The sequence below is a fragment of the Nocardioides sp. NPDC087217 genome, assembly GCF_044744805.1.
In the GTDB taxonomy this organism is placed as follows: Bacteria; Actinomycetota; Actinomycetes; order Propionibacteriales; family Nocardioidaceae; genus Nocardioides.
Genome location: NZ_JBIUZB010000002.1, coordinates 430,930 through 444,686 on the forward strand (window position 1 = coordinate 430,930; position 13,757 = coordinate 444,686).

Here is a 13,757-nt window from a genome sequence, read left to right on the forward strand (position 1 = left end):
ACCTCGAACTTACGAACCGAAACGGGTTCCGTATTCCAGACGTAACCAGTTCGAAACGGCTGGGCCGAAGGCTTGATGCCATGACCAAGCCCCTCCACGACGCCCACCGCCACATCGGCCAGCTGCCGGCGTACCCGTTCTACGGAGGCCCGGCGATCACCGCCGACGTCACCGCGCGCGGCACCGTGATGGAGCTGGTCGCCGACCTCGACGCCGATCGGATCGAGCGGGCGCTGGTGCTGCCGAACTACGGCGTGCCCGACCCGGACGCGGCCTTCGACCTCAACGCCCTGGCGATCGAGGCGGCCCAGAGCGACGACCGGATCCGGTGCGGCCTGTGGGTCTCGCCCAAGGCCACCGACTCGGCCCGCAACGACGCAGCCCTCGCCCTCGCCGGCGAGGAGGGCGTGGCCGCGCTCAAGACGAGCTTCCTGCTCGGCGGTCATCCCACCGACCCGGAGTGCCTCGAGCAGCTCGACAAGGTCTTCGCCACCGCCCGTGCGCACGACCTGACCGTGCACGTGCACACGTCACCCGGCGCCGCCTCCGACGTCGACCAGATCGGCACGCTCGTGGAGCGCTACGCCCGGGACGTACGTCTCCATCTCGTGCACCTCGGCGGCGGGATGAGCGGCCACATGAAGCTCATCGGTGGCCGGCTCTTCGACTGGATCGAGGCCGGGATGCAGGTCTACACCGACACCAGCTGGGCGATCGGCTTCGCGCCGTCCTGGCTGGTCCAGGAGATCGAGCGTCGTGGCGTCGGGCACGACCGCATCCTCTTCGCCACCGACGCGCCCTGGGGTGACTTCGCCGGCGAGCATGCCCGGCTTGCCGCCGCAGCCGGTGACGGTGAGCTCGCCGACGCCTTCTTCCACCACAACTTCTCAGCCCTCTACGGCTGAGACCGGCAGCCCGACTGCCGGCCACTCGTCAAGGACGACGAGCTCGCCCCCACCACCCGCATCGCCCCTTCCACCTCTCATGGAGACCCCAGTGACCACTGACACCGCTGACATCGACGCCCAGATCGCCGAGAACATGGCCAAGTCGCTCGGCGAGATCCCGCACCCCTCGCAGCAGCCGGGCACCAACATCTACGGCTCGACCAAGATCTTCCCCGACTACCAGGCCGAGGACGGGGAGACCTACTTCACCCTCGTCCACGGCATCCCGCACGAGTCCTCCGTCAGCTTCGTCGCCGTCCTGCAGGCGACCCGAGCGCTGCGCAAGGGCTTCGAGTCCGCCATCTACTTCTACGGTCCCGGGACGCTGGCGTGCATGGCCTCCCGCGGCTTCCCGACGATGGGCGACGCCGGGTTCCCCGGAGAGCTCAACACCAACGGCGCCATCGAGACGTTCATCAAGGAGGGCGGCACCGTCTTCTGCTGCCGCTTCGGGATGGGACTCCACGGCCTGCGCGAGGAGGACCTGATCGAGGGCGTCGTGCCCTCGCACCCGCTCGACGTCCAGGACGCGCTGATCCACTACGCCCGCAAGGGCGCCATCATCAACTCGACCTACAACCTCTGAGGGCCCGGCCATGACCTCGCCGATCTCGTCCAGCACCCGCGTCGACGTCGCCATCCAGGGGATCCGCCTGCTCGACGCCCCCGTCGCCCGCCGCTCCGGCGCGGGGCCGAGCGACGACGGGCACGTCCTCCTGGACGGGGTCGGCGCGGCCATCCCGCTCAACCCCCGCAGCCCCTATTCCGTACGCGGCGGCAAGCTGCTCCTCGACGGCGCCGACACCGGTCTCGGGGTCGAGGCCGTCGCGCGGCCCCGCTTCTACGATCTGGTGACCGCCGACGGCGTCGCCTACGACAAGATCGCCCGTCTGCACTCGGCCAACGTGCTCGCCACCACCGTCGTGCAGACCTGTGCGCGCTACGCCGAGGAGGAGCGCTGCCGGTTCTGTGCGATCGAGGAGTCGCTGCGCCAGGGCTCGACGATCGCGGTCAAGCAGCCTGCCCAGCTCGCCGAGGTGGCCAAGGCCGCGGTCGAGCTCGACGGAGTCACTCAGATGGTGATGACCACCGGCACGTCCCGGGGCCGTGACCGTGGGGCGACCCATCTGGCGCGCTGCGTGCGCGCGGTGCGCGAGGCGGTGCCCGACCTCCCGATCCAGGTGCAGTGCGAGCCTCCTGGCGACCTCGCCTCGATCCAGGAGCTGTACGACGCCGGTGCCCGCTCGATCGGCATCCACGTCGAGTCCCTCGACGAGTCGGCCCGGCTTCGCTGGATGCCGGGCAAGGGCTCGGTGCCGATCAGCGAATACAAGGCAGCCTGGGCCGAGGCGGTCCGGGTGTTCGGCTGGAACCAGGTCTCGACGTATCTGCTGGTCGGTCTCGGCGAGGATCCCGACGAGCTCGTCGCCGGCTGCGAGGAGCTCATCGCGATGGGCGTCTATCCCTTCGTCGTGCCGTACCGCCCGCTGGCGGGCACGCTCGCGAAGGACGTCGACGGCGTGGAGGCGCCGCCGCACGCCGACGTCTACCGGGTGACCTCACGGGTCGCCGCGCTCCTGCGCCGGGCGGGCATGGCCGGCGCCGACCAGGCCGCAGGCTGCGCCTCGTGCGGCGCCTGCTCGGCGCTCGGTGCCTGTGGGGAGGAGTCGGCATGACCGAGCTCCTCGACGACGTCATCCTCACCGGCGCCGTACGCCGATCGCCGAGCCTCGAGGGCTACACCGTGTTCCGGGCCGAGACCGCGGCCGACCTGGAGGCGTACCTCCGGCTGCGCCGGGAGGTCTTCGTCACCGAGCAGGGCCTCTTCGCGGGCTCCGACGTCGACGATATCGACGACGACCCCCGCCGGATCGTGCTGCTCGCCCGCTCGGACGACGGTGAGGTCCTGGGCGGCGTACGCCTTCATCCGGCCCGTCACCCGGGACAGCCTCGTGATGTGGGCTGGTGGCGGGGGAGCCGGCTGGCGGTCAAGCAGGACGCACGTCAGCTTCTCGGCGTCGGTGCGGCGCTCGTGCGCGCGGCCTGCGCCGCGGCCGAGCAGGCGGGTGCGCTCCGCTTCGACGCCACCGTCCAGTCCCGGAACGAGGGGCTGTTCCGCAGGCTCGGCTGGATCCCGCGCGAGCGGGTCCATCTCCACGACATGACCCATGTCGTGATGGAGTGGCCGGTCCGGCGCATCCGGCAGCTGTCCGAGGCCACCAAGTCGCCCCTGGGCGACCTGGTCGGTGCCCTGGTGGGGCAGTCGACCCCGGGATTCCGGGGTGACGACGGGGCTCCGGTCCCCGGCAGCGACCTGGTCGCGGCCTGCGACGCGATCCTTCCCTCGATGGTCGAGCGCGACCCCGAGTGGGCCGGGTGGTGCGCCGTCCTGGTCAACGTCAACGACCTCTCCGCGATGGGCGCGGAGCCGGTCGGGCTGCTCGACGCCATCGGAGCCCGCGACGCCTCCTTCGCTCGCCGGATCGTGCGCGGTCTGGCCGAGGCCGCGCAGGCGTGGGGCGTACCGGTCCTCGGCGGGCACACCCAGCTCGGCGTCCCGGCCGCGCTCTCGGTGACCGCTCTGGGACGCGCCGAGCGGCCGGTCCCGGGCGGTGGGGGAGCACCCGGGGATCTCCTGAGGCTGAGCGCGGACCTGGGCGGAGGATGGCGGCCCGGCTACCGCGGCCGTCAGTGGGACTCGTCCTCGCACCGCACCTCGGCCGAGCTGCGGGCGTTGTCCGGTGTCGTGCCCTCGCTGGCGCCGACGGCGGCCAAGGACGTCAGCATGGCCGGGATGGTCGGCACCGCGGGGATGCTGGCCGAGGCCAGCGGCTGCCGCGCGATCATCGACGTCGCCACCGTCCCCACCCCGCCCACCGCCTCGACCGCGGACTGGCTCACCTGCTTCCCGGGCTTCGCGATGCTCACCGCGGAGGCGCCCGGCCGCACCGAGGTGCGGCCCGAGCTGCCCGGCTTCGTCTCCTCCGCCGTCTGCGGCGAGCTCGTCCCCGGCACAGGCGTCGGCCTGCGCTGGCCCGACGGCACCGTCACCGACGCCATCGACCACACCGTCACCGGACTAGGACCTGCCACATGACCACCAACACCCAACCCGGCACCGCCGTGGCCGCCGTCTGCGCGGGCTTCGGCAGGGACGTGGACCAGAACCTCGCCCAGATCGGCAGCCTCATCGAGGATGCCCGACAGGCCGGCGTCGGTCTGCTCGCCCTCCCCGAGGCCTGCCTCGGTGGCTACCTCTCCGTGCTCGGGGCTGGCCGCGACGGCAGCCACGACGAGACACCCGAGGACCTTCCGCCCGTCATGGACATCGACGGACCGGAGCTCGCGCGGGTCGCCGAGCTGGCCGCGGACATGACCGTGGTCGTGGGTCTGTGCGAGTCCGACGGTGCGGCCCGCTACAACACCGCCGCCGTCGTCACCGGCGACGGCGTGCTGGGCGCCCACCGCAAGGTGCACCAGCCGCTCGGCGAGAACCTCTACTACGCCGCCGGGGACGGGTTCGGCTGCGTGGACACGCCGGCCGGCCGGATCGGCACCATGATCTGCTACGACAAGGCGTTCCCCGAAGGGGCGCGGGCGCTGGCCGTCGACGGCGCCGAGGTGATCGCCTGCATCTCGGCCTGGCCGGCCTCACGCACCGCCACCAGCGCCTCGATCGAGGACGACCGGTGGACGAAGCGGTTCAACCTCTTCGACGCCGCCCGGGCGCTCGAGAACCAGGTGGTCTGGCTGGCCTCCAACCAGCACGGGACCTTCGGCAAGCTCCGCTTCGTCGCCAACGCGAAGGTGGTCGGGCCGGGTGGCGACATCCTGGCGACCACCGGCGTCGAGGCCGGCATGGCGGTCGCCGAGCTCGACGTGCCCAGCGCGCTGACGACGGCGCGCCGGGCGATGTTCCACCTCCGTGACCGACGGCCCGAGGCGTACCCCTCCACGCTGGCGACCGCCGAGCCGCTCTCCCCGGTGGGTGAGGGACATGCCTGAGATGACCTTCACTGTGCGGTGGCCCGACGGGCGGGTCGAGGACTGCTACTCACCCTCGCTGGTTATGCACGACCACCTGACGGTCGGCGGGACGTACGCCGTCGAGGACTTCCTCGACCGCAGCCTCACCGCGCTGGCCACCGCCTCCGAGCGGGTCCGGGTGAAGTTCGGCTTCGCCTGCACCAGCGCGATGGCGACCTCCGATCAGCTGCGGGCCTCCGCCGCCGCGTACGAGTTCGGCCAGCGCGTCACCGTCCTCGCCATGCATCCACCTCTTCCCGTCGCACCGAACCCGCAGGAGTCCCGATGACCGCCCACCGTGCCACCGTCGCGATCGTCGGGGGCGGACAGGCCGGCCTGGCCGCCAGCTGGTTCCTCGTCCGCGACGGCGTGGACCACGTCGTCCTCGAAGCCGGCACCGCCGGCCACGAGTGGGCCGACACCCGCTGGGACAACTTCACCCTGGTCACGCCCAACTGGCACTGCCGCCTGCCCGGCTACGAGTACGCCGGGCCCGACCCGGACGGCTTCATGACCCGCGACGAGGTGGTGAAGTGGCTCGCCGGCTACGCGCCGACCTTCGGCCCGCCGCTGCGCGAACACACCCGGGTGACCTCGCTGACCCAGCGCGCGGGAGGCGGGTTCCTCGTCGAGGCCGAAGGCCCGGACGGCGCCGAGTCCTGGGAGGTCGAGCACGTCGTGGTCGCCACCGGCGGCTACCACGTACCGGTCGTCCCGGCCTGGGCGCCCGTGCTCGACCCCGCCATCGACCAGCTGCACTCGGCCGACTACAAGTCCGCCTCGCGGCTTCGGCCGGGCGCGGTGCTGGTGGTCGGCTCGGGCCAGTCCGGTGCGCAGATCGCCGAGGACCTGCACCTCGAGGGCCGCCAGGTGCATCTCGCGATCGGCGACGCGCCCCGGGTCGCCCGGTTCCACCGCGGCCGCGACTGCATGACCTGGCTGGCCGAGATGGGGCTCTACGACACCCCGGTCACGAGCTATCCGGGCGGCCTGGCCGCGCGGGAGAAGACCAACCACTACGTCACCGGCCGTGACGGCGGACGCGACATCGACCTGCGCCAGTTCGCGGCCGAGGGCATGCGGCTCTACGGCCGGCTCGCCTCCGGGGCCGGGACCGACCTCGCGCTCGAGCCGACGCTGCGGGAGGCGCTCGGCTCCGCCGACGACGTCTACCGTTCGATCTGCCGCGACATCGACGCCTACATCGCCTCCTGCGACCTCGACGTCCCACCCGCGGAGCCCTACCGCCCGGTCTGGGAGCCGGAGTCGGATCCCACCGCCCTCGACCTCGCCGCGGCCGGCATCTCGACGGTGATCTGGGCGATCGGCTACCGGCCCGACTATCGATGGGTCCGGGTCGGTGTCTTCGACGGCACCGGGCGACCGACCCACACCCGAGGCGTCACCGCGGTCCCCGGGCTCTCCTTCCTCGGCCTGCCCTGGCTGCACACCTGGGGCTCGGGGCGCTACCTCGGCATCGCCGCCGACGCGGAACACATCGCGGGCACCATCACCGGCAACGGCCTCCGGACCGTCGAGCCCGCCGCCGAGCTGGCCCGGCGCCGTTCACCCGGCCCGCTGGACACCTCGGCGGCGGTCGCCTGAGGCACCGCCCACCCAGGATCGAGGACGGATAGGTTGAGGAGCATGTCGAAGGTACGCATCGGGGCGGTCGCGGCCCACTTCGGACGCGATCTGCCGCGCGCGGTCGCCAAGCTCGAGGGGATCGTCGAGGACGCCCGGCGCAACGACGTACGCCTTCTGGTGCTCCCCGACGCGACCCTCGGTGGCTACCTCTCCGACCTGCGTCACCCCGACCCGCACGCGTTGCCGCCGGCCCTGAACGAGGACTCCTTCGAGATCGGCCGGATGATCGCGATGGCCGGCGAGATGGTGGTCTGCCTCGGCTACGCCGAGGAGGTCGTCGTCGACGGCCAGGCACGGCTCTACAACTCCGCCATCTGTCTCAGCGGTGACGGCGTGCTCGGGCGGCACCGCAAGGTGCACCAGCCCGCCGGTGAGTCGCTGGTCTACGCGGCGGGGGAGGGGTTCGCGGCCTTCGACACCCCTGTCGGAAGGCTCGGGATGCTCATCGACTACGACAAGACCTTCCCGGAGGCGGCCCGCACCCTCGCCCTCGACGGCGCCTCGGTGATCGCCTGCCTCTCGGCCTGGCCGGCCTCGGTCACCGACCGCGCCTCGCGGCTCCCGCAGGACCGCCAGTCGCGGCTCTTCGACCTATACGACCAGGCGCGGGCCGCCGAGAACCAGGTCGTCTGGGTCTCGTCCAACCAGACCGGGGTCATGGGCGGGCTGCGGTTCCTGGGACAGGCCAAGGTGGTCGGTCCCGGCGGCGAGATCCTGGCTCGGACGACCTCCAAGGGCGGCCTGGCCGTCGCGGAGATCGACGTCGAGGAGGAGATCGCCCGGTCCCGGCGGGTCCTCCATCACCTCAAGGAGCTGACCCCGACGGCGTACACGTTCCCGGGGACCTCGCGATGAGGATCGCGCTGCTGACCTACTCCACCCGGCCCCGCGGCGGGGTCGTGCACACTCTGGCGCTGGCCGAGGCACTGGCAGCACTCGGTGAGGACGTCCATGTCTGGACCCTCGGCCGCCACGGCGACACCGCGTTCTTCCGGCCGGTCGACCCCGCCGTCACGGTCCATGCGGTGCCCTTCGAGACCCGTGACGACGAGTCGGTGGGGGAGCGGATCGTACGTTCCATCGGCGTGCTGCGAGCCGCCTTCGCGCAGCAGCGGGACCGCTACGACATCGTGCACGCCCAGGACTGCATCAGCGCCAATGCCGCCCTGCCCTGCATCCGCACCATCCACCACCTCGACCACTTCACCACCCCGCAGCTCGCCGCCTGCCACGAGAAGGCCGTCGTCGAGCCGTACGCCCGCATCTGCGTCTCCCAGTCGGTCGCGGACGAGGTCGCGGCCGGATGGGGGTTCACGCCCACGGTCATCCCCAACGGCGTCGATGCCGCCCGGTTCGCGGCCGGCGCCTCCGACGCCGGCGGGCGGGAGGCCTGGCGGGCGCGGCTGGGCCGCTACGTTCTCGCCCTCGGTGGGATCGAGCCGCGCAAGGGATCGCTCGACCTGCTCGAGGCGTACGCCGCGCTGCGCGCCTCCGACCTCAGACACTCCGACCTGACGCTGGTCTTCGGCGGCGGGGAGACCCTCTTCGACTACCGCGACTACCGGGCGGCGTTCGACGCTCGGGCTCGCGAGCTGGACGTGCCCGTCGTGATCACCGGGGTGCTCGAGGAGGACGAGCTCCCATCGCTGGTCGCCGAGGCCGGCGCCCTCGCGATGGTGTCCACCAAGGAAGGGTTCGGGCTCGCGGCCCTGGAGGCCCTGGCCGCGGGCGTACCGGTCGTCGCGCGCGACCTGCCCGTGCTCCGCGAGGTCTTCGGCGAGACCGTCGCCTACGCCACGACGCCGGCAGAGATCTCCCTCGCGCTGGGCAAGATCCTGGACACGCGGCCGGACCCGACCGGCGGACGGGACCTCGCCGCCGGCTACACCTGGGACCGAGCCGCCCGCGCCCACCGCGAGTTCTACAGCCGCATCTGAAATTCCTGAGCGCCGGGTTGACAGTCGCCGGTGACGCCCATCACACTCACTGCCATGAACCTGTCAGACAGGCAAACAGTCAAACCGATTCGGCGCGCGAACGCGATGGAGCTCGTCCTCGCCGAGCTGCGCTCGGAGATCGAGTCCGGCACCTTCCCCGTCGGCACCCGGCTGCCTTCCGAGGCGACCCTGGTCCGCGACCTGGGGGTCAGCCGTCCGGTCGTCCGCGAGGCGCTGCGGGCGTTGCAGGCGCTCGGCATGACGGAATCCCAGACGGGGCGGGGCACGTTCGTGGTCTCCGACCGTGCCGCCGACAACCCGACATTCGGCAGCTACTCCGCACGCGACCTGGTGGAGGCACGTCGACACGTCGAGGTGCCGGCCGCCGGGTACGCCGCGGCTCGGCACAGCGGTGACGACCTCGACGAGATGCGCAGCCTGCTCGAACGGATGGAGCGCGAGGAGGACGGCGCGGTCTGGGTCGCGCTCGACTCCCTGTTCCACATCGCGATCGCCCGTGCGTCGGCCAACCCGGTCTTCGGCAAGGTGATCGAGGAGATCCGCGAGGCCCTCGCCACCCAGTCCGCCCTGCTCAACAAGCTCGACGAGACGCGGCGTACGGCCTCCGACGCCGAGCACCGCCTGATCGTCGACGCCATCGCCTCCGGGTCCTCGGAGACCGCCGAGGCGGCGATGCGCGCCCATCTCGAGCACGTCGACGGCGCGCTCGGAGACATCGTCCGCGACCCCACCACCGACAGGAACTCCGACCGATGACACTGCCATCCTCCACCGGCGCCGAAGCCCCACCACAGATCACCGACGCCGGCGACGACGGCTACGGCAAGTCGCTGACGCCGCGCCACATCACGATGATCGCGATCGGCGGCGCCATCGGCACCGGCCTGTTCCTCGGCGCCGGTGGGCGCCTGGCCACTGCCGGGCCGTCGCTGGCGATCGCGTACGCCGCGTGCGGCCTCGTCGCGTTCATCGTCGTGCGCTGCCTCGGTGAGCTGATCCTCTACCGCCCGTCCTCCGGTGCCTTCGTCTCCTACGCCCGCGAGTTCCTCGGCGAGAAGGGCGCCTACACCGCGGGCTGGATGTACTTCCTGAACTGGTCGACCACCGGCATCGCCGACATCACCGCGATCGCCCTCTACGCCCACTACTGGTCGTTCTTCGCGCCGGTGCCGCAGTGGGTGCTCGCCCTGGGCGCCCTGGTGATCGTGCTGGCGCTCAACCTGCTCTCGGTCCGCCTGTTCGGCGAGATGGAGTTCTGGTTCGCGCTCATCAAGGTGGCCACGCTGGTGGTCTTCATGGCGATCGCGATCGTCCTCATCGTGACCCGCCACCCCATCGACGGCACCACCCCCGGACCCCAGCTGATCACCGACCACGGTGGGATGTTCCCCGCCGGGGTGCTCCCGATGGTCCTGGTCATCCAGGGCGTCATCTTCGCCTACGCCTCCATCGAGCTGGTCGGCGTCGCCGCCGGCGAGACCGAGGACCCGCGCCGCGTCATGCCCCGGGCCATCAACACGATCATCTGGCGCATCGGCATCTTCTACGTCGGCTCCGTCGTGCTGCTCGCGATGCTGCTGCCGTGGTCGGCCTACTCCGCCGACGAGAGCCCGTTCGTGACCGTGCTGTCCCGGGTCGGCGTGCCCGGTGCGGGTGACGTGATGAACCTGGTGGTCCTCACCGCAGCGATGTCGAGCCTCAACTCCGGGCTCTACTCCACCGGCCGGATCCTGCGCTCGCTCGCCGCCGCCGGCACCGCCCCCCGCTTCGCCGCGGCGATGAACCGGCACAAGGTGCCCTACGGCGGCATCCTGCTGACGGCTGCCGTCTGCGTCCTCGGTGTCGGGCTCAACTACGTCGTGCCCGCCCAGGCGTTCGAGATCGTCCTCAACCTGGCCTCGGTCGGCATCATCGCGACCTGGGCGATCATCCTGATCAGCCACACGATCTTCGTACGCCGCAGCCGCACCGGCGAGGTCGAGCGTCCGGCCTTCCGGGTGCCGCGGTCGCCAGTGCCGCAGTTCATCGCGCTGGGGTTCCTCGCCCTGGTCCTGATCCTGATGTTCTTCGACCACGTCGGCCGGATCACCCTGCTCGCGATGCCGGTGCTGCTGGCGCTGCTGGTCGGCGGCTGGTTCCTCGTCCGCGATCGCATCGACACCTCCGAGATGGAGGTGTGATGAGCCTGCCCCACCTGGTGAGACCGATCGCCGACGCGGTTCCGATGCGGGTGCCGGCCCACCAGCCTCTGGTCGAGGTCTGGCGCGGTGAGATGGTCGAAGGCGTCCACCACGGCTCGGCCGTCCTCCTCGATCCCGACGGTCGGGTACGCCTGGCGGTCGGCGACATCGAGGCGGCGTTCTACCCGCGGTCGGCGGCCAAGCCGATGCAGGCGGTGGCGATGGTGCGCGTCGGGCTCGACGTCAGCGACGATCTGCTCGCGCTCGCCGCGTCCAGCCACTCCGGCGAGGCGGTCCACCTGGCCGGTGCGCGCCGGTTGCTGGCCTCCGCCGGCCTCGGCGAGGACGCCCTGCAGAACCCGCCGGACCTGCCGTACGACCCGGTCGAGCGTGAGAGCTGGCTGCGTGCCGACGGGCAGCGGAGCCGGCTCGCCCACAACTGCTCGGGCAAGCACGCCGCGATGGTCGCGACCTGCGCGGTCGCGGGCTGGGCGCACGATCGTTACCTCGATCCCGCGCACCCGCTGCAGGCCGCCGTCCGAGCCACCGTCGAGGACCTCACCGGGCAACGGGTCGCGACGGTGACCACAGACGGCTGCGGCACCCCGCTCTTCGGGATCTCGCTGCACGGGCTCGCCCGCGCCGCCCAGCGCCTCGTGCTCGCCCCCGAGGGCAGCGCCGAGCACCGGGTCGCCGCGGCGATGCGCCGGCACCCCGAGATGGTCGCCGGCAGCCGCCGTGACGTCACCACCCTGATGCAGGCAGTTCCCGGGCTGCTGGCCAAGGACGGGTTCGAGGCGGTCCAGGTCGCCGCCCTGCCCGACGGCACCAGCCTCGCCCTCAAGGTCGCCGACGGTGCCGACCGGGCCCGCCTGCCCGCGCTGCTCGCGCTGCTCGCCGAGGGCGGCGTCGCCACCGACGTCCTCGCCCCGTTCGCTCCCGCCGGCCTGCGCCCCGCCGCAGCCCTCACCCCGACCCGCACCTATCCGACGGAGATGCCATGACCCGACCGACCCGCCGCGAGCACGACCTGCTCGGCGACCTCGACGTCCCCGCGCAGGCGTACTGGGGCGTTCACACCGCCCGCGCCCGCGCCAACTTCCCCATCACCGGCACCGCGATCGGCACCTATCCGCACCTGGTGAACGCGCTCAGCGCCGTCAAGGAGGCCGCCGCGCTCGCCAACCTCGAGCTCGGCCTCCTCGACGAGGAGCGCGCTCGGGCCATCGCGTCCGCGTGCCGGGAGATCCGCGCCGGCGCGCTGCACGACCAGTTCGTCGTCGACGTCATCCAGGGCGGCGCCGGCACCTCGACCAACATGAACGCCAACGAGGTCATCGCCAACCGTGCCCTCGAGCTCCTCGGTCACGACAAGGGCAGCTACGACCAGCTCCACCCCAACGAGCACGTCAACCTCAGCCAGTCGACCAACGACGCGTACCCCACCGCCGTCAACATCGCGACCATCATCGCGGTCGGCGCGCTGGCCGACGCCATGCGCGTCCTCGAGGACGCGTTCGCCGCGAAGGCCGAGGAGTTCAGCGGCATCCTCAAGATGGGACGTACGCAGCTCCAGGACGCCGTGCCGATGACCGTCGGCCAGGAGTTCCGCACCTACGCGGTGATGCTGGGGGAGGACCGCCTGCGGCTGCAGGAGGCCGTCACGCTTCTGCACGAGATCAACCTGGGCGCGACGGCGATCGGCACCGGACTCAACGCGCCCGCGGGATATGCCGAGATCGCCCGTCGTCACCTGGTCGAGATCACCGGTCTGCCGCTGGTCACCGCACCGGACCTGATCGAGGCGACCCAGGACTGCGGGGCGTTCGTCCACCTGTCCGGCGTGCTCAAGCGGGTCGCGGTCAAGGTGTCCAAGACCTGCAACGACCTACGACTGCTCTCCTCCGGGCCGCGAGCCGGGCTCGGTGAGATCAACCTGCCGCCGGTCCAGGCCGGCTCCTCGATCATGCCGGGCAAGGTGAACCCGGTCATCCCGGAGGTCGTCAACCAGGTCGCGTTCGAGGTCATCGGCAACGACGTCACCGTCACCATGGCCGCCGAGGCGGGCCAGCTCCAGCTCAACGCGTTCGAGCCGGTCATCCTGCACTCATTGGTCGGCAGCATCACCCATCTGGCCGCCGCCTGCCGCGTGCTCGCCGAACGCTGCGTCCGGGGCATCACGGTCAACAGCGATCTGACCCGCGCCCAGGTCGAGCGCTCCATCGGGCTCGTCACCGCGCTCAATCCCGAGATCGGGTACGTCGCCGCGACCGAGATCGCCCGCGAAGCGCTCAGCAGCGGTCGTGGCGTCGCCGAGCTGATCCTCGAGCATGGCCTGATCTCACCCGAACGGCTCGCCCATCTGCTTCGGCCCGAGCACCTCGCGCACCCCGGCACCGCCGAGGAGCGCGTCGTGCGGGACAGGTCGGTTCCCACAGGCCGAATGGAGTCAACGATCACCCGTTGCGGGTGAAGGGATCACCGGCTGGAGGGCCAACGATGAATCCATGTTGCTGAGCTGACCTCGGGTGCTGGCCAGCATTCTCTGCCTCATCCCGAATGAAGGAGAACTTCTCACATGAGCTTCTGGGACATCATCTGGTTCATCATCGTGTCCTTCGCCTTCGTGGCGTACCTGATGATCCTGTTCAACATCGTCACCGACCTCTTCCGGGACAAATCGGTCTCCGGTGGAATGAAGGCCGTCTGGATGATCGGTCTCGTCTTCCTGCCCTTCCTCATCGCCGTGATCTACCTGATCGTCCGGGGTAAGGGGATGGCGGAGCGTCAGGGCCAGGCGTACCAAGACGTCCGGGCGGCGCAGGACGACTACATCCGCTCGGTCGCCGGCTCATCTCCCGCAGAGGAGATCGCCAAGGCCCAGCAGCTGCTCGATGCCGGGACGATCACACCGGAGGAGTTCGCCGCCCTCAAGGCGAAGGCCATGGCGCCCTGACCCGCACCTGCTGTCCAGTCGTCCGGCCGGGGTGATGCCCCGG

At 71.3% G+C, this 13,757-nt stretch carries 14 protein-coding genes; all 14 read left to right on the plus strand.

Translation table 11 applies throughout. The features are described 5' to 3' along the window. Nucleotides 1–80 precede the first annotated feature (80 nt). The 14 genes from ACIO3S_RS09400 to ACIO3S_RS09465 all read left to right on the plus strand — a co-directional run bounded on the left by ACIO3S_RS09400 (nt 81) and on the right by ACIO3S_RS09465 (nt 13,714). Nucleotides 81–905, plus strand: coding sequence for an amidohydrolase family protein (locus ACIO3S_RS09400; protein ID WP_400462165.1), 825 nt, complete (start codon nt 81–83; stop codon nt 903–905). Nucleotides 906–996: 91 nt separating this feature from the next. Continuing rightward, a complete protein-coding gene (locus ACIO3S_RS09405) occupies nt 997–1,533 on the plus strand; it encodes an MSMEG_0572/Sll0783 family nitrogen starvation response protein (protein WP_201451036.1) in 537 nt (178 codons plus the stop codon). Nucleotides 1,534–1,543: 10 nt separating this feature from the next. After that, entirely contained in the window at nt 1,544–2,623 is a 1,080-nt protein-coding gene (locus ACIO3S_RS09410; protein WP_400462168.1) for an MSMEG_0568 family radical SAM protein, read from the plus strand. Next, nucleotides 2,620–4,044, plus strand: a complete 1,425-nt coding sequence (locus ACIO3S_RS09415) for an MSMEG_0567/sll0787 family protein (RefSeq protein WP_400462171.1) — start codon at nt 2,620–2,622, stop codon at nt 4,042–4,044. Before ACIO3S_RS09410 ends, ACIO3S_RS09415 begins: the two co-directional genes overlap by 4 nt. Then, nucleotides 4,041–4,952 carry a carbon-nitrogen hydrolase family protein gene (locus ACIO3S_RS09420; protein WP_400462174.1) on the plus strand — a complete coding sequence of 304 codons (912 nt, stop codon included), beginning with the start codon at nt 4,041–4,043 and terminating at the stop codon, nt 4,950–4,952. The genes ACIO3S_RS09415 and ACIO3S_RS09420 overlap by 4 nt, the downstream gene beginning before the upstream one ends. After that, nucleotides 4,945–5,262: an MSMEG_0570 family nitrogen starvation response protein gene (locus ACIO3S_RS09425; RefSeq protein WP_400462177.1), complete on the plus strand. Its 318-nt coding sequence runs from the start codon at nt 4,945–4,947 to the stop codon at nt 5,260–5,262. The genes ACIO3S_RS09420 and ACIO3S_RS09425 overlap by 8 nt, the downstream gene beginning before the upstream one ends. Next, the gene (locus tag ACIO3S_RS09430; protein WP_400462180.1) at nt 5,259–6,578 is read left to right on the plus strand and encodes an MSMEG_0569 family flavin-dependent oxidoreductase; all 1,320 of its coding nucleotides are present in this window, start codon (nt 5,259–5,261) and stop codon (nt 6,576–6,578) included. The genes ACIO3S_RS09425 and ACIO3S_RS09430 overlap by 4 nt, the downstream gene beginning before the upstream one ends. A gap of 42 nt (nt 6,579–6,620) precedes the next feature. Continuing rightward, nucleotides 6,621–7,475: a carbon-nitrogen hydrolase family protein gene (locus ACIO3S_RS09435; RefSeq protein ID WP_400462183.1), complete on the plus strand. Its 855-nt coding sequence runs from the start codon at nt 6,621–6,623 to the stop codon at nt 7,473–7,475. Beyond that, nucleotides 7,472–8,557: an MSMEG_0565 family glycosyltransferase gene (locus ACIO3S_RS09440; RefSeq protein WP_400462186.1), complete on the plus strand. Its 1,086-nt coding sequence runs from the start codon at nt 7,472–7,474 to the stop codon at nt 8,555–8,557. Before ACIO3S_RS09435 ends, ACIO3S_RS09440 begins: the two co-directional genes overlap by 4 nt. Before the next feature lie 105 nt (nt 8,558–8,662). Continuing rightward, complete coding sequence (locus tag ACIO3S_RS09445) at nt 8,663–9,334, plus strand: FadR/GntR family transcriptional regulator (RefSeq protein ID WP_400462189.1); 672 nt, start codon at nt 8,663–8,665, stop codon at nt 9,332–9,334. Continuing rightward, entirely contained in the window at nt 9,331–10,758 is a 1,428-nt protein-coding gene (locus ACIO3S_RS09450) for an amino acid permease (protein WP_400462192.1), read from the plus strand. The genes ACIO3S_RS09445 and ACIO3S_RS09450 overlap by 4 nt, the downstream gene beginning before the upstream one ends. Continuing rightward, nucleotides 10,758–11,762 (plus strand): asparaginase, encoded by a 1,005-nt coding sequence (locus tag ACIO3S_RS09455; protein WP_400462195.1) that lies wholly within the window; start codon nt 10,758–10,760, stop codon nt 11,760–11,762. The genes ACIO3S_RS09450 and ACIO3S_RS09455 overlap by 1 nt, the downstream gene beginning before the upstream one ends. Then, entirely contained in the window at nt 11,759–13,231 is a 1,473-nt protein-coding gene (locus tag ACIO3S_RS09460) for an aspartate ammonia-lyase (protein WP_400462198.1), read from the plus strand. Before ACIO3S_RS09455 ends, ACIO3S_RS09460 begins: the two co-directional genes overlap by 4 nt. A gap of 105 nt (nt 13,232–13,336) precedes the next feature. After that, a complete protein-coding gene (locus tag ACIO3S_RS09465; RefSeq protein WP_400462201.1) occupies nt 13,337–13,714 on the plus strand; it encodes an SHOCT domain-containing protein in 378 nt (125 codons plus the stop codon). The last annotated feature ends 43 nt before the right edge of the window (nt 13,715–13,757 follow it).

Coding starts and splice junctions, on each gene's coding strand:
- ACIO3S_RS09400 (WP_400462165.1), top strand. CDS start 81: ATGACCAAGCCCCTCCACGACGCCCACCGCCACATCGGCCAGCTGCCG.
- ACIO3S_RS09410 (WP_400462168.1), top strand. CDS start 1,544: ATGACCTCGCCGATCTCGTCCAGCACCCGCGTCGACGTCGCCATCCAG.
- ACIO3S_RS09415 (WP_400462171.1), top strand. CDS start 2,620: ATGACCGAGCTCCTCGACGACGTCATCCTCACCGGCGCCGTACGCCGA.
- ACIO3S_RS09420 (WP_400462174.1), top strand. CDS start 4,041: ATGACCACCAACACCCAACCCGGCACCGCCGTGGCCGCCGTCTGCGCG.
- ACIO3S_RS09425 (WP_400462177.1), top strand. CDS start 4,945: ATGCCTGAGATGACCTTCACTGTGCGGTGGCCCGACGGGCGGGTCGAG.
- ACIO3S_RS09430 (WP_400462180.1), top strand. CDS start 5,259: ATGACCGCCCACCGTGCCACCGTCGCGATCGTCGGGGGCGGACAGGCC.
- ACIO3S_RS09435 (WP_400462183.1), top strand. CDS start 6,621: ATGTCGAAGGTACGCATCGGGGCGGTCGCGGCCCACTTCGGACGCGAT.
- ACIO3S_RS09440 (WP_400462186.1), top strand. CDS start 7,472: ATGAGGATCGCGCTGCTGACCTACTCCACCCGGCCCCGCGGCGGGGTC.
- ACIO3S_RS09445 (WP_400462189.1), top strand. CDS start 8,663: ATGGAGCTCGTCCTCGCCGAGCTGCGCTCGGAGATCGAGTCCGGCACC.
- ACIO3S_RS09450 (WP_400462192.1), top strand. CDS start 9,331: ATGACACTGCCATCCTCCACCGGCGCCGAAGCCCCACCACAGATCACC.
- ACIO3S_RS09455 (WP_400462195.1), top strand. CDS start 10,758: ATGAGCCTGCCCCACCTGGTGAGACCGATCGCCGACGCGGTTCCGATG.
- ACIO3S_RS09460 (WP_400462198.1), top strand. CDS start 11,759: ATGACCCGACCGACCCGCCGCGAGCACGACCTGCTCGGCGACCTCGAC.
- ACIO3S_RS09465 (WP_400462201.1), top strand. CDS start 13,337: ATGAGCTTCTGGGACATCATCTGGTTCATCATCGTGTCCTTCGCCTTC.